Raw genomic sequence first — 23,611 nt, 5'->3', positions numbered from 1 at the left:
ATTAGAACTTATAAATTCTTCAAAAGTGAAGGCATTCCTAAAAAAAATATTCAGTTTATTATCTGTAGTTAGGGGTTATAACATTCTTATTTTAGTTATTGCACAATATCTAGCGGCTATTTTTATTTTTTCATCAGAAAAATCGATTAGACACGTTATTTTTGATTTAGATTTACTTTATATTGTTTTGGCTTCTGTTTGTGTTGTGGCTTCTGGTTATATTATAAATAATTTTTATGATGTTAAAGTAGATCAAATTAATAGGCCTCTTAAAACCTCTTTAGATAATTATGTAAAGCAAGAAACTAAATTGTCGCTTTATTTTTTCTTAAACTTTTTAGGCTTTGTTTTTGGTTTATTTGTGTCTGTAAAAGCGGCACTTTTCTTCGCAATTTATATTTTTGGTATTTGGTTTTATTCTCATAAACTAAAAAAACATGCGTTTACAGGGTTAATTTCTGCAACAATACTTACAATTTTGCCTTTTTTTGCTGTTTTTGTCTATTTTAAAAACTTCTCCAAAATTATTTTTGTCCATGCAATTTTCTTATTCTTAGTAATTATGGTAAGAGAATTAATAAAAGATTTAGAAAATATAAAAGGAGCTTTAGTTAATAATTATAAGACGTTTTCTGTGGTTTATGGAGAGGCAAAAACAAAACAATTGTCAATATTTTTATTATTATTAACCATTTTTCCTGTAATTGTGTTGCTGAGTTATCCGGCAATAAGTTATATGAAATATTACTTTTATTTATCTTTTTTAACCCTTTTTTATGTAGGTTTTTATCTTTGTAAATCAAACAAACAAAGACAATATGCGTTTTTACATAACATTCTAAAAATCTTATTGTTAATTGGTGTTTTTAGCCTTGTTTTTATTGATACTTCTTTACTTATAGAAAAAGTAATTGATAGATTGAATTAGAGATTCTAATTTGAGTATCTTTGCCAAAATTTTAAAAAATGGAATCAAATAAAAACTCGTCGCGAGGACGACAAGAAGGTGGTAAAAGTAGACCTCAAAAAGACACAAAAAGAAGTACTTCACAAAGAGGAAGTGGTAAAAGTTCATCTTCAAGAGATGCAAAAAAAGCTACTTTTAAAAGAGTTGCTAACAAGCCAACATTTAAAAGAGACGCTAGAAAAAGCACGCCTTTAAATAGACAAAATGTTAAAAAGGAGTATAAAAAAATAAATCCTGATAAAAAATCTGACGATTCTTTAGGAATTCGTTTAAATAAATATATAGCAAATTCTGGTGTTTGTTCTCGTAGAGAAGCAGATACTTATATAGAGCATGGTAGTGTAGAGGTAAATGGAAAGTTAGTTACAGAAATGGGCTACAAAGTACAACCTGATGACATAGTTCGTTTTGATGGAACCTCAATTTCTCCAGAAGAAAAAAGATATATTCTTTTAAATAAACCAAAGAATTATATTACTACTATGGATGATGATCGTGGTCGTAAAACGGTTATGGAATTAATTGCAAATGCATCAAAAGAAAGAATTTATCCTGTTGGTCGATTAGATAGAAATACAACCGGTTTATTACTATTTACAAATGATGGAGATTTGGCTAAAAAATTAACGCATCCAAAACATAATGTACGTAAATTATATCATGCTTCTTTAGATCGTAAATTAGAATTAAACGATTTAGAAAAATTAAGAGGAGAAGTTATCATTGAAGGTAAAAAAGTATTTATTGATGCAATTTCTTATGTTAATAACGAACCAAAAACAGAGGTTGGAATAGAAATTCATTCTGGTAGAAATAGAATTGTTCGTAAAATATTTGAACATGTTGGTTACAAGGTTAATAAATTGGATAGAGTTATTTTTGCTGAGTTAACTAAGAAAAACTTACCAAGAGGAAGATATAGAGAGTTAACTAAATTAGAAGTAACCAATCTTCAAATGATGAAATAAAATTACAATCCAGCTTTTTAGCTGGATTTTTTTTTGAATCCTATTTATGTATATTAGAGAAATTAAATGTATTATGTTAGAGAGAGAATTTAGTTTTATAAAAGCCAATATACAGCATCTAGAAGATGAGAATTTAAAGATTTCTAAAGCTAAGGTTGGTTGGCACTTAGATCATTCGTTAAAAGTAATAAATAGTGTTGTTGCTAATATAAAAGATTCTAAATCTAAAGAATATCAGCATAAATTTAACGGTTTAAGATTGGTTGTTTTTACTTTAGGGTTTTTTCCTAGAGGAAAAGCAAAATCGCCAAAAAGAGTTTTACCACCAGAAATTATATCAAAAAACGATATTGAATATCAGCTTAAAATAGCAGAGAAAAATGTGGAAATTATCGATAAGTTAGATAAGAATCAATTTTTTACACATCCATTATTTGAGCAATTAAATAAAAAACAGACAATTAAATTTTTAAGATTACATACCAATCATCATTTAAAAATTGTAAAAGATATTTTAAAGTGATTTTTAGTCGCATAGCGATAGCTCAAGGTTTTAAAACCTTTAAGTCTTGCCTTAAAATGTAAGATACATACCCTTGTATTGAAGTTGTTAATTAGAAACTATATGCAATATTCTGTGCTAGATACTATTTCTTTTAAAACAAAATAGCTTTCTAATACACCAATGTTTTCAATTCTAGATAATTTACTTCTAACAAACTCATGGTAATCATCTAAACTTTCCATGTTTATTTTTAAGAAAAAATCGACTTTACCAGCCATGTGATAACATTCTTGCACTTCTTTTAATTCTTTAATTTGTTTCTCAAATTTATCAATAAAACCTTCGTTATGATATCTTAAAGAAACCATACAAATTGCTGTAATTGGTATGTCTAGCTTTTTTTTGTCAATTAATGCAACATATTTTTTTATTATCTTTTGCTTTTCTAACCTTTTAATTCTTTCATAAACTGGCGAAGAAGTTAGGTTTAGTATTTCTGCAATTTCTTTGGTTGTTTTTTTTGCGTCTTTTTGCAGTATTCTTAATATTTTAAGATCAGTTTCGTCTATTTTTATAGTAGGAAGCATATTTATCTTTTTAGATGATAAATTTAATTCTTTAAAAGTTAAAATTTCTTATTTATCTGGTTAAAAAAGAATATAACGCTTATTTTTTTATAAATAAGAGTGTAAATATTCTTTTTATTGTTAAATAATATAAATTTATTCTTTTAAAACTTTATAAGAGAATGAGTAAAGAAGTTATTTTAATTGTTGGAGCTAATGGTCAATTAGGAACTGTTTTATCACAAAAACTCCAACAAATTTATGGGAATTCGCATGTTATTACTTCAGATCTATTTAAAAAAAATGATTCTGAGCCTAATTTTATAACATTAGACGCTACTGATTTTAAAGCTGTAGAAGATGTGGTTTTAAAAAATAAAATTACTCAAATTTATCATCTGGCGGCTATCTTATCAGCAAAAGGAGAACAAAATCCTTTAGCAACTTGGAGTTTGAATATGAAAACTTTATTTAATGTTCTAGAAGTTTCTAGGTTGCATAAGATTCAAAAAGTCTTTTTTCCGAGTTCAATTGCGGTATTTGGTCATAATATTGATAAAGAAAATACGCTTCAATATTCTAATTTAACACCTACAACTGTGTATGGAATGAGTAAAGTTGCTGGTGAAAACTGGATACATTATTACTATCAAAAATATGGTTTAGATGTTCGTTCTTTAAGATATCCAGGTGTTATTGGTTATCAATCTTTGCCTGGAGGAGGTACAACAGATTATGCGGTTGATATTTATCATAAAGCAATAATAAACGAAGTATTTGAGTGTTTTTTAGCTCCAAAAACCACATTGCCAATGATGTATATGGATGATGTAATTAGAGCAACAATAGAATTAATGGAAGCGCCAAAAGAAAATATTTCTGTTAGAACTTCTTATAATATTGCAGGAATAAGTTTTAGTCCAGAAGAGATTGCCCAATCAATAAAAGAGTTTTATCCAGATTTTAAAATTAAATATAATCCAGATTTTAGACAAGCAATTGCAGATTCATGGCCAAAAATAATAAACGATTCAGAGGCAAGGAAAGATTGGAATTGGAAACCAGCATTCGATTTAAAGTTAATGACTAAAACAATGATCAAAAATTTGAAATAAGTTTTTGAAAATTTCTAAAAACAAAAAATCCGAACAATTTAATGTTCGGATTTTTTTGTGGTACCTCCAGGAATCGAACCAGGGACACAAGGATTTTCAGTCCTTTGCTCTACCAACTGAGCTAAGGTACCATTGCCTTAGCGGATGCAAATATATAATGTTTTTTGATATCTGCAAGTATATTTTTAAAAAAATCTATTGTATTTTTGATGTTCATATAAATTAGAAAAATGAAGTTAATCATTGATGCGGGTAATACAAGGATAAAAGTAGCTGTATTTGAGCAGAGTACACTTGTTGAAGTGGTTTTAATTGATAAGAAAAGATTTTTATCAGAAATAAAAAAAATAGTAAAAAAATATAAAATTCATATCGGTATTCTATCTTCTGTGAGTTTTATATCAGAAAAAAAAATTGAAAAACTTAAATTTTTACTTAAATTAGTTGTTTTATCATCGTCTACAAAAGTACCTTTTATAAATTTGTATGAAACTCCTAAGACTTTAGGGGTAGATAGAATTGCTTTGGTAAGTTGTGCCGTTAAAAAGTTTCCAAATAAAAATATTTTAATTATTGATGCAGGTACTTGTATCACTTTTGATTTTGTAAATGATAAATCAGAATATTTAGGAGGTGCTATTTCGTTGGGCGTAGAAATGAGATATAAAGCACTTCATTATTTTACAAGTAAATTGCCGGTTTTAGAGAAGAATTATCCTAAAAACTTTATTGGAAACAACACAGATGAAAGTATAAATTCTGGTGTGGTAAATGGTGTTATTCAAGAAATTGAAGGTATAATAAGCCAATATAAAAAGAAATATATGGATTTAACAGTTGTTTTAACAGGAGGAGATACAAATTTCTTGTCAAAACAATTAAAAAGTAGCATATTTGCGCATCAAAATTTTCTCCTAGAAGGATTAAATGAAATATTGATTTTTAACGAAAACAAATGATTAGAAAGATTCTAGTAGCTTTTTTACTGTTAACTTCTGTAACTTTTTTAGCACAAAGAACAAATTCATCTCCGTATTCTTATTTTGGTATTGGCGATGAATTTAGTCAAACAACGGTAGAACAAAGTTCAATGGGAGGTATTGGTGTTGCTTTTAACCATTATAAATATTTAAATTTTACAAATCCAGCGGCTTATTCAGATCTAAGATATACTACATACAGTTTTGGAATTCTTAATAACGATTTAACAATTAGAAGTGGTGATACTAAACAAAATGTAAATTCTACAAGTTTGTCTTATTTTGCTTTGGCTTTTCCTATTGGAAAAAAAGCAGGTCTTTCTTTTGGATTACAACCAGTATCTTCAGTAGGATATTCTTTATCTAATTCAATTACTGGTGATGATGGCGATATTTCTGAGATATCACTTTTTTCTGGTAATGGAGGTGTAAATAGAATTTACAGTAGTTTTGGAATTAAAGTAGTAAAAGGGTTATCTGTTGGTTTAGAAGCAGATTATAGTTTTGGTAATATAGAAAATAGTATTATTAATCAAAGAGCAGATGTAATTCTTGCTACTAAATATAATGAAACTACATTTATAGAGGGGTTTTCTTTAAAATTAGGAGCTCAATATCAAAAAGAATTAAAAAATAAATTGGTTGTAAATGCAGGAGCTACTTTTAAATTAGATAATGATTTAAAAGTTAGTGGAGACGATTATTTATATTCTTTATCAATTGGTTCATCTGGTTATGAAATACCAAGAGATACAATTTCTACAACTATTATTGATGGGGAATTTAATTTGCCTTATAAAGCGATATTAGGAGTTGGAGTAGGAAAAATTGATAAATGGCATGCTGGTATAGAGTATGAAAACCAAGATGCAATATCTACTACAACATTATTAGCAAGTTCCAATGGAGTTTACAGATATGGTAGTTCTAATAGAATTTCTTTAGGGGGATTTTATTTGCCGAAAATAAACTCAATATCAAGTTACTGGGATAGAGTGGTTTATCGAGCTGGTGTTCGTTTTGAGAAGACAGGCTTATTAGTAGATGGTTCTGGTAATAATACAAATTTTACCGCTATAGACGACTTTGGCATATCTTTTGGTTTAGGTTTACCACTACAACGATTATCTACACTAAATATGGGATTTGAGTTTGGTAAAAGAGGAACAGCAACAAATAATTTAATACAAGAAAATTATTTTAATTTTAGATTAAGTTTATCTTTGACAGATACTTGGTTTATAAAAAGAAAGATTGATTAACAAAAACAACAAAAAATGAAAAAATTTACTTTTTTATTAGCAGTTACATTGCTTTTAGCAACTGCGAAGACAAATGCACAGGATGATGCAAAAAGAGAATGTACAATAAAATACAACCTTTTTAAAGGAGATTATCAATCGAAAAAGTATGATGAAGCTTATGCTAATTGGATTTATTTAATGGATAATTGTCCAGATTTATCTGTAAGTATTTATCAATATGGTTCTACTTTAGCAGAAGATATTAGAAAAGATCCTGTTTTAGCTAAAAGAGTTTACGAACAAAGATTAAAATATTATCCAGATGCAAAACCAGCTAAAGTGCATAGTGATTATGCTACTTATTTAGCAGATAATAATTTAGCTTCAAAAGAAGAAGTTTTTGTTTACTTAGAGAAAGCATACGAAATTTCTCCTCAAGATATGGGAGTTAAAAATATCTATAAGTATTTTCACGGAATTACAGATAAATATAAAGACGAAAACCCTCAAAAAGTTTTTGATACATATGATGATGTTGTAGAATCTGTAGGTGAGAAGTTAGATGATTATGCAAAAAAAATTAATGTATTGTCAGACTCTACAAGAGTTTTAGATGCTAAAGAAAAAAGAAGATTAAATGCGTATCAAATTAACTCTAGAGCACTTGGTCAAATTGAAGGTGGTTTAGATAATATAATTACAGAAATTGCTACTTGTGAGAGATTAATACCATTATATCAAAGAAATTTTGAAGAAAATAAAGGAAATGCTGTTTGGTTAAGAAGAGCTGTTAATAGATTGTTTAACAAAGAGTGTCAAGACGATCCAATGTATGAAAAATTAGCAAAAGCATACGCAGAAGCAACACCTTCACCAGATTCATACTCATTTTATGCAGGTGTATTAGAGAAAAACGGTGATGCAAGTGGAGCAGCAGCAATGAGACAGAAAGCATTTGATTTAGAAACGGATCCTATTAAAAAATCTAGATATAAATTAAAATTTGCTGAAGCTGCAAGAAGTAGAGGTCAATTAAGTACTGCTAGACGTTTAGCAAGAGAAGCTTTAAAATACAACCCAAGTTCTGGTAGAGCATATTTATTAATTGGTAGATTATATCAATCGAGTGTAAATGCTTGTGGTGAAGATGAGTTCGAAAAAAGAATGGTGTATGCAGCAGCATTAAGACAAGCTGAAACTGCCGCAAGAGTAGATCCTAGTATGTCGTCTGTTGCAAGAAGATATATAAATTCTTACCGTGCTAATTTACCAAGCAAAACAGTAATTTTTACATCTGGTGTTGAGCCTGGAAGTAGTTATACTATTAAATGTTGGATTGGAGAAACTGTAACTGTACCTAAATAATATTTGTGAGTACTTACAAAAATATACTATCAAAAAGCATTGCTGTTCTTTATGTAACAGCAATGCTTTTTTCTTGTGATAACAATACACAAAAAGTAAGAGACTTATTGGCTGATAAAAATTTACCTGTTGGTACAGCTAAAGATGCTTATCATGTTTATAAAGATTCAGGTAGAATTACATCAAAATTAATAACACCAATATTGTTAGATTTTAGTAATCGAAAAGAACATCCTTATAGCGAGTTTCCAGTAGGAATTAAAATTATTAATTTCGAAAAAAATGGCATTGATTCTATAACTATTACAGGTAATTATGCAATTTCGTATCAAAAAACTTCTCTATCAGAAATTAAAGGAAATGTTGTTGTCGTAAATCATACAGATAAAACAAGATTAGAAACAGAACAGTTATTTTGGGATCAAAAAACAAAATATTTTGTTTCTGAAAAAGCCTTTAAATTGATGACAGAAAAAGATACAATTTATGGAATAGGTTTTGAATCTAAAGAGGATTTATCTAAACATTTAGCTAAAAAAACTACAGGAAAATTAGAAACATCAGAAGAATAATTTTATGAATAATATTTGGAAATTTTTTCAATACGGATATTTATTAGTAGCCTTAATTTGTTTAATTGAAGGTGTAGTTCGTTTTAATACCGATAAAGAAAAAGCGCTCTTTTTTATTGGCTTCTCAATTTTTATTACCTTAGTGTTTTTCTTAAAAAGACATTTTAGAAAAAAAGTTGTAAAAAGAAACAATCAAAATAAATAGTATTTTATTCTTTAATGGAATTTGAACTCATAGTTATAATTATATCTATTTTGCTATCTGCGTTTTTTTCGGGGATGGAAATTGCATTTTTTTCGGCAAATAAAATGCACATTGAATTAGAGAAAAAAAGAGATGGTTTTATACCCAAAGTTCTAACTAAAATAACTCAAAAATCTTCGAAATTTATTACTACAATGTTAGTAGGTAATAATATTTCTTTAGTAATATACAGTTATTACATGGGTAAATTGTTAGTAAGGGTTTTTTCGTTAGATACCAATTTTAATGATTTTACTAATTTATTAATTCAAACTATTATTTCTACTATTGTTATTTTAATAACTGCAGAGTTTTTACCCAAAGCTATATTTAGAATTTATGCAAATGAAGTTTTAAAAATATTTTCTGTTCCTGCTTATATTTTTTATAAATTATTTCACTACTTCTCTGAGTTTATTACGCTAATTTCAGATTTTTTCTTACGAGTTTTCTTTAAAACAAATGCAGATGAAATGCAAACTGAATTTAGTAAAGAAGAATTAGGAAACTATATAAATGAGCAGTTAGAAACTGGTAATACAGATGACGAAGTAGATTCAGAAATTCAAATTTTTCAAAATGCTTTAGGCTTTCATAATGTAAAGGCTAGAGAGGTTATGGTACCAAGAACAGAAATTGTTTCTGTTGAAATTCATGAAACCGTGGTTAATTTAAAGAAAATATTTATAGAAACAGGGTTGTCTAAGGTGTTAGTTTATAAAACATCTTTAGATGATGTAGTTGGTTATGTAAATGCCTTTGAATTATTTAAAAAACCTAAAACAATTAAATCGATTTTATTACCATTAGAAATTGTTCCAGAATCTATGATGATTAATGATATACTAAATACGTTGATAAAAAAACGTAAAAGTGTAGCTGTTGTTGTAGATGAATATGGTGGAACTTCTGGGATGATTACAATAGAAGATATTGTTGAAGAATTATTTGGCGAAATTGAAGACGAACATGATTCTCAAGAATTTTTAGAAGAAAAGATTAGCGAGTCAAAATTTAATTTTTCTGCAAGATTAGAAATAGATTATTTAAACGAAGAATATGATTTAAATATTCCAAAATCTGAAGCCTACGAAACTTTAGGGGGTTTTATTATTGAGCATACAGAAAATATCCCTAGTGAAAAAGAGCTTATTGATATAGAGGATTTCGAATTTAGGATTTTAAAGATGAGTGGCGCTAAAATAGATGAAGTTTCTCTTAAAATTTTAAATGAAGGGGCTTAAAATATATAATTAAAGTTCTACACTAAAAATAGCTCCTAACTTACTACTAATAAGTGAAAAATGGGTTGCAATATTAAAACCAAAAATCGTATATTCGCCAACTGAAAATAAATAAAAACACGTATGGCAGTTTTATCAAAAATTAGAGAACGATCAATGTTCTTAATCATCATTATTGGATTAGCCCTTTTTGCATTTGTATTAGATCCTTCAACTCTTGGTGATTTTTTTAACTCTAGTAAAGTAAATGAAATAGGTGAAATTAATGGAGAATCTATTTCTAGAGAAGAATTTGTACAAGAATTAGAAAATTATAAACAACAAACTGGAGGTCAGGTTTCAGAAATGCAAGCAGCTAAAACTGTTTGGGATAATATTCTAAGAAAAAAAATATATGAAAATCAATTAACCCAAGCTGGTATTACTATTGGTGAAGCAGATATTTGGAAAGAAATTGTTAGTGCTCCCTTTGTACAAAGTAATCCTCAATATCAAACTGAATCTGGTTTGTTTGATGAATCTAAGTTCAAACAATTTTTAGCAACAGAAAAAGAAAACAAAACAGAACTTTGGGCGCAATGGTCTGGTTATATGAACCAAATTAGAGACAATGAAGAAACTAATACTTACAATAATTTAGTTACAGCTGGTTTAGGTGCTTCTTTAAAAGAAGGAGAATTAGAATACTTATTAGATAATACTAAGTTAAATGCACAGTTTGTTTATATACCGTTTACAAGTATTGCTGATAGTATAGTGAAAATAAAAAAATCTGAAGTTGAATCTTATATTAAAAATCATAAAAATGATTTTAAAGTAGAAGCTAGTAGAGATGTTTCTTATGTTCAATTTAATATAGTTGCAACTCCTGCTGATGAGAAAGTTATAAAAGATGATGTTGCTACTTTAATAGAAGATCTTAAAAATACGAAAGATGAAAGTATATTTTTATCAGATAATAATTCTGATACAGGTTTAAATGAAAACTTTCAATTTAAGAATTTAGTAAATCAAGAAGCTGCAACTCAAATTTTTGAAGCTAATAAAGGTGATGTAGTTGGGCCGTATAAAGATAAAGATTACTATAAAATTTCTAAAATTACAGAAGTTTCTAAAATGCCAGATTCAGTAAGAGCAAGCCATATATTAATTCCATTTATAGGTGCTCAAAGAGTTGGTGCAGACGTAACAAGAACAGAAGAAGAAGCTAAAGTTTTAGCAGATAGTCTTTTATCTGTAGTTAAAAGAAACGTTCGTAAATTTGGAGATTTAGCAAAAACTTTTTCTTCGGATTTAGGCTCTGGAGCAAAAGAAGGAGATTTAGATTGGTTTACATATTCTAGAATGACACCTTTTTTTAGAGACTTTTGTTTTGAAGGTAAAAAAGGAGATATTGGTGTAGTTAAAACTCCGTTTGGTTTTCATGTTATAAAAATTGACAATCAAAAGAATAGTCAAAAAGTTGTAAAATTAGCTACTTATAGTAGAAAAATTGAAGCATCTGAAGCTACTGAAAATGATGTTTTTAAAAATGCTGAAGAATTTGCTTTAGCGATTTCTAAAAATAATAAATTTTACGATTTAGCAACAGAAAAAAAATATACACCAAAAATAGCTGTTGGTTTAAAAGTGTTAGATGAAAATGTTCCTGGGTTAGGTAATCAAAGACAAATTGTAAGTTGGGCATTTGGTAAAGAAACAAATGTAAATGATTTTAAACGTTTTGATTTAGAGGGTAGTCATGTTGTTGCATTTATAACTAGTGCAGAAGAAAAAGGAGTAATGTCTGCAGAAAAAGCAACAAATACTGTTAGACCTATTTTATTAAACGAAAAGAAAGCAGCATTATTGAAAGATAAATTACAAGGTGCTTCTCTAGCTGATATCGCAACTGCAAATAACACAAACGTAAGAACATCTAATGGTTTAACATTAAAGACGCCTACTCTTTCTGGAGTTGGTGTTGAGCCAAAAGTTGTTGGTGCAATGTATAATGCTTCGTTAAATAAAGTTGTTAATTCTGTTATAGGTGATAGAGGTGTTTATGCTTTTATGGTAACAAAAAAAGAACTACCAACAGCATTACCGAACTATGATGCTAATAGAAAGAGAATTTCTGAATCTAGAAAAAGACTTACTAATAAAATGTATGAAGCAATTAAAAATGCATCAGATATAGAAGATAACAGAGCGATGATGTATACTGCAAACTAATTGTAGTTTTTATTTTCAATCATAAAAAAAACCGTTCAGAATAATTTTTGAACGGTTTTTTTATGCTCTAAATTTTCGTCTTTTGTTAGGTTTGAGCAATTAAGATTAGTTCTTTTAATGTTTCTTGTTTCTTAGTAGAAAAGTGAGATGTTGTTTTTTTTGATTTTAAAACTCTCTTTTAGAGATTTAGAATAATGGAATGTTTATTTTTTAGATTTAAACCAAAATAATATTACAAAAAAACCTTCTTGATTTCTCAAAAAGGTTTTGTGTTTATTCTTATATTTAATAATTAAAGGTTTTAACCATTCATAGAGATTAAAAACTCGTCATTATTTTTAGAAAACTTAATTCTTTCATTGATAAATTCCATTGCTTCTATAGGATTCATGTCTGCAAGATATTTGCGTAAAACCCACATTCTTTGTACTGTTTTAGCGTCTAATAATAAATCATCACGTCTAGTAGAAGATTTAATTAAATCAATAGCAGGGTAAATACGTCTATTAGAAATATTTCTATCTAATTGAAGTTCCATATTACCTGTTCCTTTAAATTCTTCGAAAATTACTTCGTCCATTTTAGAACCAGTTTCTGTAAGTGCAGTTGCAATAATAGTTAAAGAACCACCTCCTTCAATGTTTCTAGCAGCTCCAAAGAAACGTTTTGGTTTGTGCAGTGCATTTGCATCGATACCACCAGAAAGTATTTTTCCTGATGCAGGAGCAACTGTGTTATAAGCTCTTGCCAAACGTGTAATTGAATCTAAAAGAATTACAACATCGTGCCCACATTCTACTAAACGTTTCGCTTTTTCTAAAACAATATTTGCTACACGAACATGTTTATCTGCAGGTTCATCAAAAGTAGATGCAACAACCTCGCCACGCACACTTCTTTGCATGTCTGTAACTTCTTCCGGGCGTTCATCAATTAATAATACAATTTGATAAACTTCTGGATGATTCATTGCTATAGCATTGGCAATGTCTTTTAGCAACATTGTTTTCCCTGTTTTCGGTTGGGCAACAATCATTCCACGTTGTCCTTTTCCGATAGGAGAAAATAAATCGATTATTCTAGTTGATAAAGAACTTCCTTTTTCTGCTAAATTAAACTTTTCTTCAGGAAATAAAGGTGTTAGGTGTTCAAAAGAAACTCTGTCTCTAACTATATTAGGGTTTAATCCATTTATTTTAGAAACTCTAATTAAAGGAAAATACTTTTCACCTTCTTTTGGCGGACGAACATTTCCTCTAACAGTATCACCTGTTTTTAAACCAAATAATTTAATTTGAGATTGAGAAACATAAATATCATCTGGAGATGATAAATAATTATAATCAGAAGAACGTAAAAAACCATAACCATCAGGCATCATTTCTAATACGCCTTCACTTTCAATAATTCCGTCAAATTCAAAATCAGGATCTTTATATCTGTTTCCAGATTTGTTACCTCTGTTTGAATTGTTTTTAGAATTGTTTTGTTCTTTACTCTTTTGTGAGTTATTTTTTCTAGGAGGATTTCTGTTTGGATTATTATTAACAGGTTTTTGCTCCTTTTTAGTTTTGATATCTGTAGTTTCTTCAGTTGATTTGCTAGAAGAATCAACTTCCTCCTTTTTTTCTTGTTTAACCCTAGGTCTTGCAGGAGTTCTTTTTTCAATAACTTTTTTTACTTCTTCCTTTTTAGCTGCAGGAGTAGCTTTTTCTATAGGTTTAGAATTTTCTTTTGTTTTTGTGTTCTCTGTTGTTATTTCTGGAGTAGTGGTTTCAACAACAGTTTTTTTAGGTTGAATTTTTTTAACAACCCTTCTTCTTTTAGGTTTGTCCGTTTTTGGAGTTTCTGATCCCTCCGTATTTGAGACTTTTGTAGGATTCGCTGCTTGTGTGTCTAATATTTGATAAACTAAGTCTAATTTTTTTAATTGACTTGTTTTAGTTAATCCAATGGATTTTGCAATTACCTGTAAATCAGCAAGAGTTTTTTCTTTTAGTTCAGAAATTTCGAACATTTATGTGTATATTAAGTTAATTTAATCTTAAGCTTTTAAGATGTCTATAAATTGTTTTTTTTGATTTTACTTATTGTATATAGTGCTATACAATATTTTTTGTGCGGTTACTATATTACAAATATATACTTTTTTTTTTACTTATAGGTTTTCTTTTTTAAAAAAGAAGCGCTATTTTTGTCATTATAATAAGAGGTATGTTACAAAGAATACAAAGTATATATTTATTTTTAGCTTCTATAATTTCTGGAGGATTAATTTTTGTGTTTTATTTATGGAATACTTTAAAAGAACAAATATTTGTTTTAGATTTGTTTTCTAATGAAGAAATTATTTTAAAAGTAATTCCTTTTATGTTCTTTGCGTCGGCAATTTTGTCATTGGTAACTATATTTCTATTTAAGGATAGAAAGTTACAGTTTGTATTAGGACGCATTATAATTTTGATTAATCTTTTTTTATTAGGATTGTTGATTTATTTATCTCTAACTTTACCTGGAGAAAATGCTGTTTCAGAGAAAGGTATTGGGATGTTCTTACCAATTTTGGTTATATTGCTTATTGTTTTGGCAAATAGAGCTATTAAAAAGGATGAAGATCTCGTAAAATCTGTAGATAGATTGCGATAAGACTAACAAATAGTATATTTAGTGCGAAAAAAAACCGAGAAATTTTCTCGGTTTTTTATTTTTTAAGAATTTATCTGATAAAAAATCTTTTTATCAGTTTCTTTAAATACAAGTTTTTGTGATTTTCTAGGTATTTGTAAGTTTCTTAAAATCAGTGTTTTAATAAATCTCTTCTCCCCGTAAATGGGGGTGTTTCTCCCCTTTTTTGGGGAGAAGTAAATTACCCCATAAAAGGGTATTGTGCAATCTACTTTAGTGATATAAATTTGACAATAGATAATAATGAAGAAAAAGATTTACGTTCATGTTGCCGATGATCATAAGATATTAATAGAAGGTATCATCGCTGTAATTAATACTGATAAAGATATTGAAATTAAAGATTATTCTTTAACAGGAAAAGAAGTAACAGATTGGTTTGATAAAAAAGGAAACATAGCAGATGTTTTAATTTTAGATATTACAATGCCAATTTTAGATGGTTTTGAAGTTCTTAGACATTTTAATAAAAAAGGAATTGCTCAAAAGGTTATTATTCTTTCTAGTTATGATGATATTAAAATTGTTCAAGAAATGTTGAGTCTTGGTTGCAAAGGTTATATCACAAAAAATAATGCTGGTGAGCATATAGTAAATGCCATAAAAGCAGTTGCAAGAGGAGAACAATATTTTAGTGATGATATTCAAAAGATTCTATTAAAATCTTTCTCAGGACATCATGTTCCTGCAGGTGAAGCACCAGTTAAAAAAATAATTGAGGCTTTAACAGAAAGAGAGATAGATGTTTTAAAGTTAATAACAAAAGAATATAGTTCGCCAGAAATAGCCGAAAAATTAAATTTAGCTCTTAGCACGGTTGAAACATATAGAAAAAATTTATTAAGAAAATTAAAAGTAAAAAATGCAGTAGGTTTAGCAATGTACGCAGTTAAAAATAAAATAGTATAAAAATCCCCCAACAAAGTATTAAAGATGTTCCCCAACAGTTTTAAACTGTGTGCTTTAGCTAAACAATTATAAACCCCTAGTATAAATTATAGTAAAAATGAAAAAAAGAAATTTTTTAGCAGTAGCAGTAGTATTTTCTTTAGTGTTTTCTTCATGTTCTAGTGAAGAAGAAGCTCTAATGCCAGAACAAAGTAAAGAATTATTTAAAACTTTTGAATTAAAAAGAGATGCAACTGGTGCATATTCTATCGATTTAGATTTGGACAGTAATGTTAAAGTTGCTAAGGTTAAAAATACGGCAGAGAATATAAATGAGTTATATTTAAGTGTCTCTGATGATGATCTTGAACAAAAAAGTAATTTACAATCAGATTTATTCTTTGATGACGAAAACTTTAAGGTAGATTTTATAACAGAAAACTCTAATAAAGTTCCAAGTATTTCTATTTTTGATGATAACATTAAATATGTTAAAAAATCTGATGATAGTTTTCTGGAAGAGTATAGCGTTATAAAAAACGAAAACGGTACCTATGAATTAGATTTTAAGGTTAGTAATAATGTTTCTGTAGATTTTGTTTATAATGACGAAATTAGTGTATATGAAGTGCATTTAGAAGAAAGTGGGAAATCTCAACAAAATGATAGTTATTCTAGAACTTTAGAAAAAGAAGAAAATGAGTTATTACAAATTCATTTTGTAAACCATACAGGAGACAATGCAAAAGGAGATGCTACATCAGCAGATAGAAAGCCAGTTATCATTATCGATGATGGTGAAGATTGGTAAAAATTAATTAATTGAAAGAGAAAATAGTAATATTATTTATTTGTTTTAACTTTTATCCAGTAAAAGCATTTAAATTCATAAAAAAAGAAACCTTATTTAATAAGGTTTCTTTTTTGTACACACAAAAGAACGACAGTCTATATCAAAAGAAGTATCTTGGAATTCAAAAGTTATTTAATAACGCTCGTTATCCTGAAGCTTTAGAAAAAGCACTTCCATTATTAAAATCTGATTTAGACCCTGAAATAAGCTTTAAACTAAATTTTCTAGTTGCTGAGATTTATAGTATTAACAATAATCATAATATATCAATAATACATTATAAAAATGCATTAAATATACTTGAGTTAGAAAATAATAGTATTTATGACCTTAATTATGATGAATATTATGAGGTAGAGAAAATTAGGACATATTTAAAATTAGGAAATGAATATTTAAGGAATAGTCAAATTGATTCTGCTAGATATTTTTATCATAAAACATTAGAAATAGAATCTTTAGAAACTAAGTCCCTTTCTTATCAAGCTAGTGCTTCAACAAATCTTTCAGGAATTCATAGGAAAGATTCTTTATATGATTTAGCTAAACAGTATGCAATAAGAGCAGTTTCTATTCATCAAAAACGTAATAATAAAATTTCTGAAGCTGCTGCTAAAGGAAACTTAGCGAGTATTTTTTTAGATCAAAACAATTATAAAGAGGCAAAAAAAACATACAAGGAAGCTTTAGATCTAATTAAAAATGAAAGTAGTGATAGAGCACTAAGAGTTAAAGAGAATTTATATTACAATTTAGCTTATAACTTATATAAAATGAAAGATTATGAGGCTTATTCATTTCAAGAACTTTCTTATGAAATTAAAGATACTTTAAGGGGAAAAGAAATAAGAAGAATTATTGAAAAATTAGGTTTTGAATATGATTTTAATACTCAAAAAGAACTTTTAGAAAAGAAACAAGACATCAAACTTTTAGAAGAAAAAGACAGAGCAAATACAATTGTTGTAATAAGTTCCTTAATCCTTATTTTTCTACTAGTAATTATAACCTATTATAGTTTACGACAAAAAAACTTGCAAATTAAACTGAGTAAAACAGAACTACTTCAAAGTCAAAAATTAGATAAATTAAAATCTGATTCTCAAGTAAGAATTTTAAATGCCACGATTGATGGAAAAGAATCTGAAAGAAAAGAAATTGCAGAAACATTGCACGATAGTGTTAGTGCTTTATTATCATCTGCAAACTTACACTTACAAGCATCAGTAAGACAATTTGAAGGAGATGTGCCAATTGAAATTGATAAAACTCAAAAAATAATTAATGAAGCTTCAGCAAAAATTAGAGATTTATCACATTCTTTAATGTCATCAGTTTTGTTAAAATTTGGATTAAATTTTGCTATAAAAGATATTGCAGAAAAATATTCAAATTCAGAATTATCTATTGATACACAAATTGGAAGTTTGAGAAGATATGATCAGAATTTTGAAATTAAAACATATAATATTATTCAAGAATTTATAAATAATATCTTAAAACACAGTAAAGCAGATAGTGCATTTATTCAATTAAAAGAAGAGGAGGGTAGTCTTATTTTAGAAATTTCTGATGACGGAATTGGTTTTGATAAAAAGAAAACTTTCTCTAAGAAAGGTATAGGAATCAATCAAATTTATGCTAGAATAAAAATGATGAAAGGCAAGTTTAAGATTATTACTTCTAAAAATAACGGAACTATCATAAAAGTAGAATTACCAATTCAAGAAAGAGAATATGTTTAACCTCTTTTAGCTAATTCTATAATTTCTAAATTTTTAATTTCTCCTTTTTCTATTTCAAAACGTAGCATAGTTCTAATAGAATGAAAACCATGATTTCCTGCAGCTCCAGGATTTAAATGCAATAAATTTAGTTTCTTGTCAAACTGAACTTTTAAAATATGTGAATGACCAGAAATAAAAATTTTTGGTGCGTTTTTAGCAATTTCTTCTCTAATTCTTATGTTATATCTGTTTGGATATCCACCAATATGAGTCATCCAAACTGCAACATTTTCTACAGAAAACTTTGCATCTAAAGGGAATTCTGCTCTTGCATCAGTTCCGTCAATATTACCAAAAACGGCTCTTAAAGGTTTCAGTTTTTTAATTTTATCAGTAACTTCTAAATTACCAATATCACCTGCGTGCCAAATTTCATCAGCCTGTTTTACAAACTTTAAAATTTGATCATCAATAAAACTATGAGTATCAGATAGTAATAAAATTTTTTTCATCAAAAAATAGTAAGAAAAGTTTAACGTCTCTTAGAAGGTCAAAAGTAAGGATAACAAAATAAAATTCGTAATTTTGAAGACTTCAAAAATATATATTCTTGAGATATTTTATAGAACTTTCTTATAACGGAAAAAATTATCATGGTTGGCAAATTCAACCAGATGCAATATCTGTTCAAGAAAAATTAAATAATGCAATAAGTACTATTTTTCAAGAAAAGATTCAAGTTGTTGGTGCAGGAAGAACAGACACAGGAGTTCATGCATCGCAAATGTTTGCGCATTTTGATATCGAAAAAGAATTGAAAAAGAATATTGTTTTCAAATTAAACTCCATTTTACCAAATGATATTTCTGTACATCAAGTTTTTTTGGTTGATGCAGAAAAACATGTTCGATTTGATGCAACATCAAGAAGTTATGAGTATAAAATTTGGTTGGGACGAAATCCGTTTTTATTAGATTTTTCTTGGCAAATTCACTCTCAAAAACCAGATATTCATTTAATGAATGAAGCAGCTAAATTGCTTTTAGAATATACAGATTTTCAAACTTTTTCTAAAGTAAAAACAGATGTCTATACTTTTAATTGCGATGTAACAGAAGCTTTTTGGGAGTTAAAAGGATCTGAATTAACATTTCATATTTCAGCAAATAGATTTCTTAGAAATATGGTTAGAGCTATTGTTGGCACGCTTGTAGATGTTGGTTTGGGTAAAATTTCTATTGATGGTTTTAGAGCAATTATAGAAAGCAAGAATAGAGGAAATGCAGGATTGTCAGTTCCTGCAAAAGGTTTATTTTTAACAAATATTAAATACTAAGTTTTGGCAGAAAAAACAGGAAATGCTTTCGATATTCAAATTTTCTCAAGACTAATGTCTTTTGCAAAAAGGTATCGCTTGTATTTTTTTATTGCAGCTTCATCAACCATACTTTTGGCATTATTTTCGGTTTTATCACCCTACATTTTAATCAATACTGTAGATGACTATATTTTATCAAAAGACAAAGCAGGTTTATTAGATTACACCTTATTAATGCTTGCCGTTTTATTAATTGAGGTTTTGCTTCAATTTTCGTTTATCTATTTTGCAAATTGGGTTGGACAACATATTATTAGAGATATTAGATCAAAAATATTTAGACATATTTTACAGTTTAAAATGTCTTATTTTGATAAAAATTCAGTTGGTAAATTAGTTACAAGAGTCGTTTCTGATATTGAAACAATTGCAGCTTTTTTTAGTAATGGCGTTTTTACAATTTTAAGCGATATACTTAAAATGCTTGCTGTAACTGTAGTAATGCTTTTTTTAAATTGGAAGTTGGCATTAATTACGTTAGCAATTTTACCGATTTTAGTGTATGCCACAAAACTTTTTCAAGTTGCCATAAAAGCTACTTTTCAAGAGGTTAGAAATCAGGTTGCAAATTTAAATGGTTTTGTACAAGAAAGAGTTACAGGAATGAAAATTGTGCAACTTTTTAATCGCGAAAATATAGAATATCAGAATTTTAAAGAAATAAATGAAAAACATAAAAAGGCACACGTAAAAACAATTTGGTATTACTCCGTTTTCTTCCCTATTGCTGAAATTTTATCATCAATTGGAATTGGATTAATAGTTTGGTTTGGAGGTGGACAGGCTATTCAAAATTCAGGGATTTCCGTTGGTATGATTATGGGTTTTATACAATATGCACAAATGTTGTTTAGACCTTTACGCCAAATTGCTGATAAATTTAATCAGCTTCAAATGGGAATTGTTGCTGGAGAACGTGTTTTTAAAGTAATTGATACAAATAGTAGTGTTGCTAAAAGCGGAACAATAAAAGCCGAAAATTTAAAAGGAAATATCAGTTTTAAAGATGTAACATTTAGCTATATTCAAGATGAAGAAGTTTTAAAAGGAATCTCTTTTGACGTGAAAAGTGGACAAACTGTTGCTATAGTTGGTGCAACTGGAGCAGGAAAATCTACCATTATCAATTTAATAAATCGTTTTTATGAAATTGATAAAGGAACCATTGCTGTTGATGGAGTTTCTATTGATGATTATACCTTAGAAAGTTTAAGAAATCAAGTTGCAATTGTATTGCAAGACGTATTTCTGTTTTCTGATTCAATTTTAAATAATATTACCTTAAAGGATGAAAACATTACTTTAAAGGATGTAGAGAATGCAGCAAAACAAATAGGAATTCACGATTTTATTATGACGCTTCCTGGAGGTTACGATTATAACGTAAAAGAAAGAGGCGCAATGTTATCTTCTGGTCAAAGACAATTAATTGCTTTTTTACGTGCTTATGTAAGTAAACCAAGTATTTTAATTTTAGATGAAGCTACATCGTCTGTAGATGCTCAAGCAGAACAAATGATACAATATGCTACAGAAACGATTACAAAAGAGCGAACTTCCATTGTAATTGCACATAGATTAGCAACAATAAAACAAGCCGATAAAATTATTGTAATGGATAAAGGTTTGATTGTTGAAGAAGGTATTCATTCCGAATTGTTAGAAAAAGAAAATGGATATTATAAAAACCTATATGATAAACAATTTAGTTTAGATGTAGCTTCTTAAAAGTAACATTATTATATTTTATTCAAATAAACTTTCTTTCATAAGAGTTAAAAATTAATTTATTAGAGATAATAACTTTTTTCATACAAATATATATTTGCATAGAATTAGTTTTAAAAACTGATGAATAATAATTTTAAAAATTAAATAATTATGAAGAAAATAGTTTTAACAATAATGGTAGCTGCTTCTATTGTATTTACAGCTTGTAAAGAAAGTACAAAAAAAGAAGTAAATAACGAAATGACAGAAATTGGAAATGATCTTGAAGAAGGTGTAGATGATTTAGGAAATGACATTAAAGAAGGTTATAATGATGCAAAAGATGGTATAAATTCTGCGTTTGATAACATTGAAATTCCTAAATTAGATGATGAAAAAGCTGAAGCATATTTAGAAAATTATGCAAATTACGTAAAGACTCAAATGGATAAGGGTGCTGAAAATATTAAAAATTCAGAATTTACAATGAAAACAAAAGAATTTGCAAACGATAGTGAGCAATACATGAAAAATTTAGGCGAAGAGGCAAAAGAATCTTTTAAAGCAACAATGGCTAAAATTGATGCAAAAGTTGAGGAAATGGAGAAAGATATGTAAGATTATTTTAAACCTTTTATAAAACTAAAACTCTCAAAATTGAGAGTTTTTTTATGGACAAAATTTATAAAAATTGTATTACATTAAGTCTTTTTTAAGTTTTTCATTAAGTTCCTCAAGGTTTTTAAAGAGAACAAATTCGCCATCTTTAATATAAGAAATTTCGCCAGTTTCTTCTGAAACTAATAAACAAACGGCATCTGTTTTTTCACTAACACCAATTGCAGCTCTGTGTCTTAAACCAAATCTTGAAGGTATTTTTGTACTATCAGAAATGGGCAAAATAACTCTAGTTGCTACAATATAATTATCTCTAATAATAGTTGCTCCATCATGTAATGGGCTGTTTTTAAAGAAAATACTTTCTAAAATAACTTCATTAATAAGTGCGTTCATAGAATCACCATTATTAATTAAAAAATCTAAACTATTTGTTCTTTCAATTACAATTAAAGCGCCCGTTTTCGTTTTAGACATATTGCTACATGCCTTTAAAATTTTATCCGTATCGATTTCTGGACCAATTTCTGAATTCAAAAACTTTAATTGTTTTAAAAAACTTTTTTTGTTTGTAAAGTTAGTAGTACCAATCATTAATAAAAATTTTCTAATTTCTTGTTGAAAAACAATAATTAGGGCAATAACTCCTCCAGAAAGTAAGTAACCTAAAATGCCGCTTAACATTTCCATTTTTAAGGCTTGTGTAATTTGCCAGATTACAAATATTAATGCAATACCAATTACAATATTAATGGCTACAGTACCTTTTAAAAGTTTGTAAACATAATATAATAAGATTGCAACAAGTACAATATCTAAAATATCTAAGAAAGAAAATTCAATAAAATCTAGCATGAAAATAGATTGATTTTAGGTAAAAGTACTAATAAATTCGGAGTGTACAATATCAGTTTTTTATTTCAACATCAGAAAGTAATAACGGGTATTTTTCACGGATTAAATTAATTTTAGATTCTATCAATTTGTCATTATTATTTGATTTTTTAAAATCCTCTTCTAAGCTTACATAATTTTTATTGTACAATGCTACAGACAACTTATTTCGTAAATGTGTGTAAGCACTATTTAAATTATCTAGCACAGTAATATACGTTTCATAATTGGTGTTTCTATCAGCATTTATAGAAATTAATGCTTTTGATGGATGATCTGAAGATGTATCAATTTGTTTGCCATTACACCAATCGCAAGGTTTTTGGTTGGCATCTAAACCAGCGCCGTTGTCAATAAAATCGATAGCAATTTGTTTTAAATCTGTTAATTGAACAATTTTCTCATCTACTAATAACTCGTTATTAAAATTGATGTTTACTTCTAAAATGTTTTTTTCTTTGATATCAATAACTCGATTGTCAATTGGTTTTTCTGCAATTTTTCGCATAATTCCTGAATCGATATTCATAGTTGTAGTCACTAAAAAGAAGATTAATAATAAAAATGCGATGTCTGCCATTGAGCCAGCATTAATTTCTGGAGATTCTTTTCTACTCATAATTCCTAGTTTTTAAAAATTAATAAATTTTGTTTTTTCCGCTTGATAAAATCAAGAAGTTTATTAAAGTTTAGGTAGGTTGAGTTTTTGTGTTAACATTTCTTTAACAAAAAGAATGCCAAAAAAAGGAAATAAGATTATTGCAAAAAAGAATTAGCTAGTATACAAGTTTAGCCCTGATTGAACGGTTTGTTTGAGCTCTTTTTTGAGTTTTTACGAAAAAAAAGCGAGTAGTGAAAGCAGGAAATAGCTTCA

Annotated in this window: 23 protein-coding genes and 1 tRNA gene; 18 read left to right on the top strand and 6 right to left on the bottom strand. The window is 27.8% G+C overall.

The annotated features are described in order from the left end of the window. The first annotated feature begins 10 nt into the window (after nucleotides 1–10). From BLT70_RS12690 to BLT70_RS12680, 3 genes are all read left to right on the top strand, one after another. Nucleotides 11–928 carry a geranylgeranylglycerol-phosphate geranylgeranyltransferase gene (locus tag BLT70_RS12690; protein ID WP_091897669.1) on the top strand — a complete coding sequence of 306 codons (918 nt, stop codon included), beginning with the start codon at nucleotides 11–13 and terminating at the stop codon, nucleotides 926–928. Nucleotides 929–966: 38 nt separating this feature from the next. Continuing rightward, complete coding sequence (locus BLT70_RS12685; protein WP_091894966.1) at nucleotides 967–1,935, top strand: pseudouridine synthase; 969 nt, start codon at nucleotides 967–969, stop codon at nucleotides 1,933–1,935. Between the two features lie 73 nt (nucleotides 1,936–2,008). Further along, nucleotides 2,009–2,458: a DUF1569 domain-containing protein gene (locus BLT70_RS12680; protein WP_157691906.1), complete on the top strand. Its 450-nt coding sequence runs from the start codon at nucleotides 2,009–2,011 to the stop codon at nucleotides 2,456–2,458. 98 nt (nucleotides 2,459–2,556) lie between these two features. Here BLT70_RS12680 and BLT70_RS12675 read toward each other — a convergent pair whose 3' ends face one another. Further along, nucleotides 2,557–3,027, bottom strand: coding sequence for an Lrp/AsnC family transcriptional regulator (locus BLT70_RS12675; RefSeq protein WP_091894962.1), 471 nt, complete (start codon nucleotides 3,025–3,027; stop codon nucleotides 2,557–2,559). A gap of 161 nt (nucleotides 3,028–3,188) precedes the next feature. Between BLT70_RS12675 and BLT70_RS12670 the strand changes: the two genes are divergently transcribed. Beyond that, entirely contained in the window at nucleotides 3,189–4,121 is a 933-nt protein-coding gene (locus BLT70_RS12670; protein WP_091894960.1) for an NAD-dependent epimerase/dehydratase family protein, read from the top strand. Between the two features lie 58 nt (nucleotides 4,122–4,179). Here the strand turns inward: BLT70_RS12670 and BLT70_RS12665 are convergent. Further along, nucleotides 4,180–4,252: transfer RNA gene (locus tag BLT70_RS12665), tRNA-Phe, on the bottom strand. A 99-nt stretch (nucleotides 4,253–4,351) separates the two neighbouring features. Between BLT70_RS12665 and BLT70_RS12660 the strand changes: the two genes are divergently transcribed. The 7 genes from BLT70_RS12660 to BLT70_RS12630 all read left to right on the top strand — a co-directional run bounded on the left by BLT70_RS12660 (nucleotide 4,352) and on the right by BLT70_RS12630 (nucleotide 11,984). Next, entirely contained in the window at nucleotides 4,352–5,080 is a 729-nt protein-coding gene (locus tag BLT70_RS12660; RefSeq protein ID WP_091894958.1) for a type III pantothenate kinase, read from the top strand. Beyond that, complete coding sequence (locus BLT70_RS12655) at nucleotides 5,077–6,363, top strand: hypothetical protein (RefSeq protein ID WP_091894956.1); 1,287 nt, start codon at nucleotides 5,077–5,079, stop codon at nucleotides 6,361–6,363. Before BLT70_RS12660 ends, BLT70_RS12655 begins: the two co-directional genes overlap by 4 nt. Nucleotides 6,364–6,378: 15 nt before the next feature. Further along, entirely contained in the window at nucleotides 6,379–7,710 is a 1,332-nt protein-coding gene (locus tag BLT70_RS12650; RefSeq protein WP_091894954.1) for a lipopolysaccharide assembly protein LapB, read from the top strand. Nucleotides 7,711–7,715: 5 nt separating this feature from the next. After that, on the top strand, nucleotides 7,716–8,282 hold the full coding sequence (lptC, locus tag BLT70_RS12645) for an LPS export ABC transporter periplasmic protein LptC (RefSeq protein ID WP_231962709.1): 567 nt from the start codon (nucleotides 7,716–7,718) through the stop codon (nucleotides 8,280–8,282). 4 nt (nucleotides 8,283–8,286) lie between these two features. Then, nucleotides 8,287–8,487 (top strand): hypothetical protein, encoded by a 201-nt coding sequence (locus BLT70_RS12640; RefSeq protein ID WP_091894950.1) that lies wholly within the window; start codon nucleotides 8,287–8,289, stop codon nucleotides 8,485–8,487. A gap of 14 nt (nucleotides 8,488–8,501) precedes the next feature. Continuing rightward, nucleotides 8,502–9,770, top strand: a complete 1,269-nt coding sequence (locus BLT70_RS12635; RefSeq protein ID WP_091894948.1) for a hemolysin family protein — start codon at nucleotides 8,502–8,504, stop codon at nucleotides 9,768–9,770. A gap of 123 nt (nucleotides 9,771–9,893) precedes the next feature. Then, entirely contained in the window at nucleotides 9,894–11,984 is a 2,091-nt protein-coding gene (locus BLT70_RS12630) for a peptidylprolyl isomerase (RefSeq protein WP_091894946.1), read from the top strand. 301 nt (nucleotides 11,985–12,285) lie between these two features. Here BLT70_RS12630 and rho read toward each other — a convergent pair whose 3' ends face one another. Beyond that, nucleotides 12,286–14,001, bottom strand: coding sequence for a transcription termination factor Rho (gene rho, locus BLT70_RS12625; protein ID WP_091894944.1), 1,716 nt, complete (start codon nucleotides 13,999–14,001; stop codon nucleotides 12,286–12,288). Between the two features lie 197 nt (nucleotides 14,002–14,198). Here rho and BLT70_RS12620 point away from each other — a divergent pair, with 197 nt between their 5' ends. From BLT70_RS12620 to BLT70_RS12605, 4 genes are all read left to right on the top strand, one after another. Continuing rightward, nucleotides 14,199–14,630, top strand: a complete 432-nt coding sequence (locus tag BLT70_RS12620) for a DUF4293 domain-containing protein (protein WP_091894942.1) — start codon at nucleotides 14,199–14,201, stop codon at nucleotides 14,628–14,630. A gap of 282 nt (nucleotides 14,631–14,912) precedes the next feature. After that, on the top strand, nucleotides 14,913–15,578 hold the full coding sequence (locus BLT70_RS12615; protein ID WP_091894940.1) for a response regulator transcription factor: 666 nt from the start codon (nucleotides 14,913–14,915) through the stop codon (nucleotides 15,576–15,578). Between the two features lie 97 nt (nucleotides 15,579–15,675). Then, nucleotides 15,676–16,368, top strand: coding sequence for a hypothetical protein (locus BLT70_RS12610; RefSeq protein WP_091894938.1), 693 nt, complete (start codon nucleotides 15,676–15,678; stop codon nucleotides 16,366–16,368). 11 nt (nucleotides 16,369–16,379) lie between these two features. Continuing rightward, the gene (locus BLT70_RS12605) at nucleotides 16,380–18,155 is read left to right on the top strand and encodes a tetratricopeptide repeat-containing sensor histidine kinase (protein ID WP_091894936.1); all 1,776 of its coding nucleotides are present in this window, start codon (nucleotides 16,380–16,382) and stop codon (nucleotides 18,153–18,155) included. Here BLT70_RS12605 and BLT70_RS12600 read toward each other — a convergent pair. Then, entirely contained in the window at nucleotides 18,152–18,649 is a 498-nt protein-coding gene (locus BLT70_RS12600) for a metallophosphoesterase (RefSeq protein WP_091894934.1), read from the bottom strand. The genes BLT70_RS12605 and BLT70_RS12600 overlap by 4 nt on opposite strands. 98 nt (nucleotides 18,650–18,747) lie before the next feature. On the opposite strand from BLT70_RS12600, the gene truA reads away from it, so the two are divergent. The 3 genes from truA (at nucleotide 18,748) to BLT70_RS12585 (ending at nucleotide 21,843) form a co-directional block, all read left to right on the top strand. Continuing rightward, the gene (gene truA / locus BLT70_RS12595) at nucleotides 18,748–19,473 is read left to right on the top strand and encodes a tRNA pseudouridine(38-40) synthase TruA (RefSeq protein ID WP_091894932.1); all 726 of its coding nucleotides are present in this window, start codon (nucleotides 18,748–18,750) and stop codon (nucleotides 19,471–19,473) included. Nucleotides 19,474–19,476: 3 nt separating this feature from the next. Continuing rightward, entirely contained in the window at nucleotides 19,477–21,243 is a 1,767-nt protein-coding gene (locus tag BLT70_RS12590; RefSeq protein ID WP_091894930.1) for an ABC transporter ATP-binding protein, read from the top strand. Between the two features lie 153 nt (nucleotides 21,244–21,396). Beyond that, nucleotides 21,397–21,843 carry a hypothetical protein gene (locus tag BLT70_RS12585; RefSeq protein WP_091894928.1) on the top strand — a complete coding sequence of 149 codons (447 nt, stop codon included), beginning with the start codon at nucleotides 21,397–21,399 and terminating at the stop codon, nucleotides 21,841–21,843. A gap of 78 nt (nucleotides 21,844–21,921) precedes the next feature. Here BLT70_RS12585 and cdaA read toward each other — a convergent pair whose 3' ends face one another. Both cdaA and BLT70_RS12575 read right to left on the bottom strand, forming a co-directional pair. After that, a complete protein-coding gene (cdaA, locus tag BLT70_RS12580) occupies nucleotides 21,922–22,698 on the bottom strand; it encodes a diadenylate cyclase CdaA (RefSeq protein ID WP_091894926.1) in 777 nt (258 codons plus the stop codon). 52 nt (nucleotides 22,699–22,750) lie between these two features. Continuing rightward, a complete protein-coding gene (locus BLT70_RS12575) occupies nucleotides 22,751–23,356 on the bottom strand; it encodes a biopolymer transporter ExbD (RefSeq protein ID WP_091894924.1) in 606 nt (201 codons plus the stop codon). Nucleotides 23,357–23,611: the final 255 nt, after the last annotated feature.

The organism is Polaribacter sp. KT25b (genome assembly GCF_900105145.1).
Lineage (GTDB): Bacteria > Bacteroidota > Bacteroidia > Flavobacteriales > Flavobacteriaceae > Polaribacter.
This window is presented reverse-complemented; position numbering and strand designations above follow the sequence as displayed.

Excerpts from the sequence above, each read along its gene's own strand:
- BLT70_RS12620 (WP_091894942.1), top strand. The coding sequence starts at position 14,199 with ATGTTACAAAGAATACAAAGTATATATTTATTTTTAGCTTCTATAATT.
- BLT70_RS12675 (WP_091894962.1), bottom strand. The coding sequence starts at position 3,027 with ATGCTTCCTACTATAAAAATAGACGAAACTGATCTTAAAATATTAAGA.
- BLT70_RS12655 (WP_091894956.1), top strand. The coding sequence starts at position 5,077 with ATGATTAGAAAGATTCTAGTAGCTTTTTTACTGTTAACTTCTGTAACT.
- BLT70_RS12660 (WP_091894958.1), top strand. The coding sequence starts at position 4,352 with ATGAAGTTAATCATTGATGCGGGTAATACAAGGATAAAAGTAGCTGTA.
- BLT70_RS12680 (WP_157691906.1), top strand. The coding sequence starts at position 2,009 with ATGTTAGAGAGAGAATTTAGTTTTATAAAAGCCAATATACAGCATCTA.
- BLT70_RS12600 (WP_091894934.1), bottom strand. The coding sequence starts at position 18,649 with ATGAAAAAAATTTTATTACTATCTGATACTCATAGTTTTATTGATGAT.
- BLT70_RS12610 (WP_091894938.1), top strand. The coding sequence starts at position 15,676 with ATGAAAAAAAGAAATTTTTTAGCAGTAGCAGTAGTATTTTCTTTAGTG.
- rho (WP_091894944.1), bottom strand. The coding sequence starts at position 14,001 with ATGTTCGAAATTTCTGAACTAAAAGAAAAAACTCTTGCTGATTTACAG.
- BLT70_RS12630 (WP_091894946.1), top strand. The coding sequence starts at position 9,894 with ATGGCAGTTTTATCAAAAATTAGAGAACGATCAATGTTCTTAATCATC.
- BLT70_RS12685 (WP_091894966.1), top strand. The coding sequence starts at position 967 with ATGGAATCAAATAAAAACTCGTCGCGAGGACGACAAGAAGGTGGTAAA.
- BLT70_RS12585 (WP_091894928.1), top strand. The coding sequence starts at position 21,397 with ATGAAGAAAATAGTTTTAACAATAATGGTAGCTGCTTCTATTGTATTT.
- cdaA (WP_091894926.1), bottom strand. The coding sequence starts at position 22,698 with ATGCTAGATTTTATTGAATTTTCTTTCTTAGATATTTTAGATATTGTA.
- BLT70_RS12615 (WP_091894940.1), top strand. The coding sequence starts at position 14,913 with ATGAAGAAAAAGATTTACGTTCATGTTGCCGATGATCATAAGATATTA.
- BLT70_RS12650 (WP_091894954.1), top strand. The coding sequence starts at position 6,379 with ATGAAAAAATTTACTTTTTTATTAGCAGTTACATTGCTTTTAGCAACT.
- BLT70_RS12575 (WP_091894924.1), bottom strand. The coding sequence starts at position 23,356 with ATGAGTAGAAAAGAATCTCCAGAAATTAATGCTGGCTCAATGGCAGAC.
- BLT70_RS12670 (WP_091894960.1), top strand. The coding sequence starts at position 3,189 with ATGAGTAAAGAAGTTATTTTAATTGTTGGAGCTAATGGTCAATTAGGA.
- BLT70_RS12635 (WP_091894948.1), top strand. The coding sequence starts at position 8,502 with ATGGAATTTGAACTCATAGTTATAATTATATCTATTTTGCTATCTGCG.
- BLT70_RS12640 (WP_091894950.1), top strand. The coding sequence starts at position 8,287 with ATGAATAATATTTGGAAATTTTTTCAATACGGATATTTATTAGTAGCC.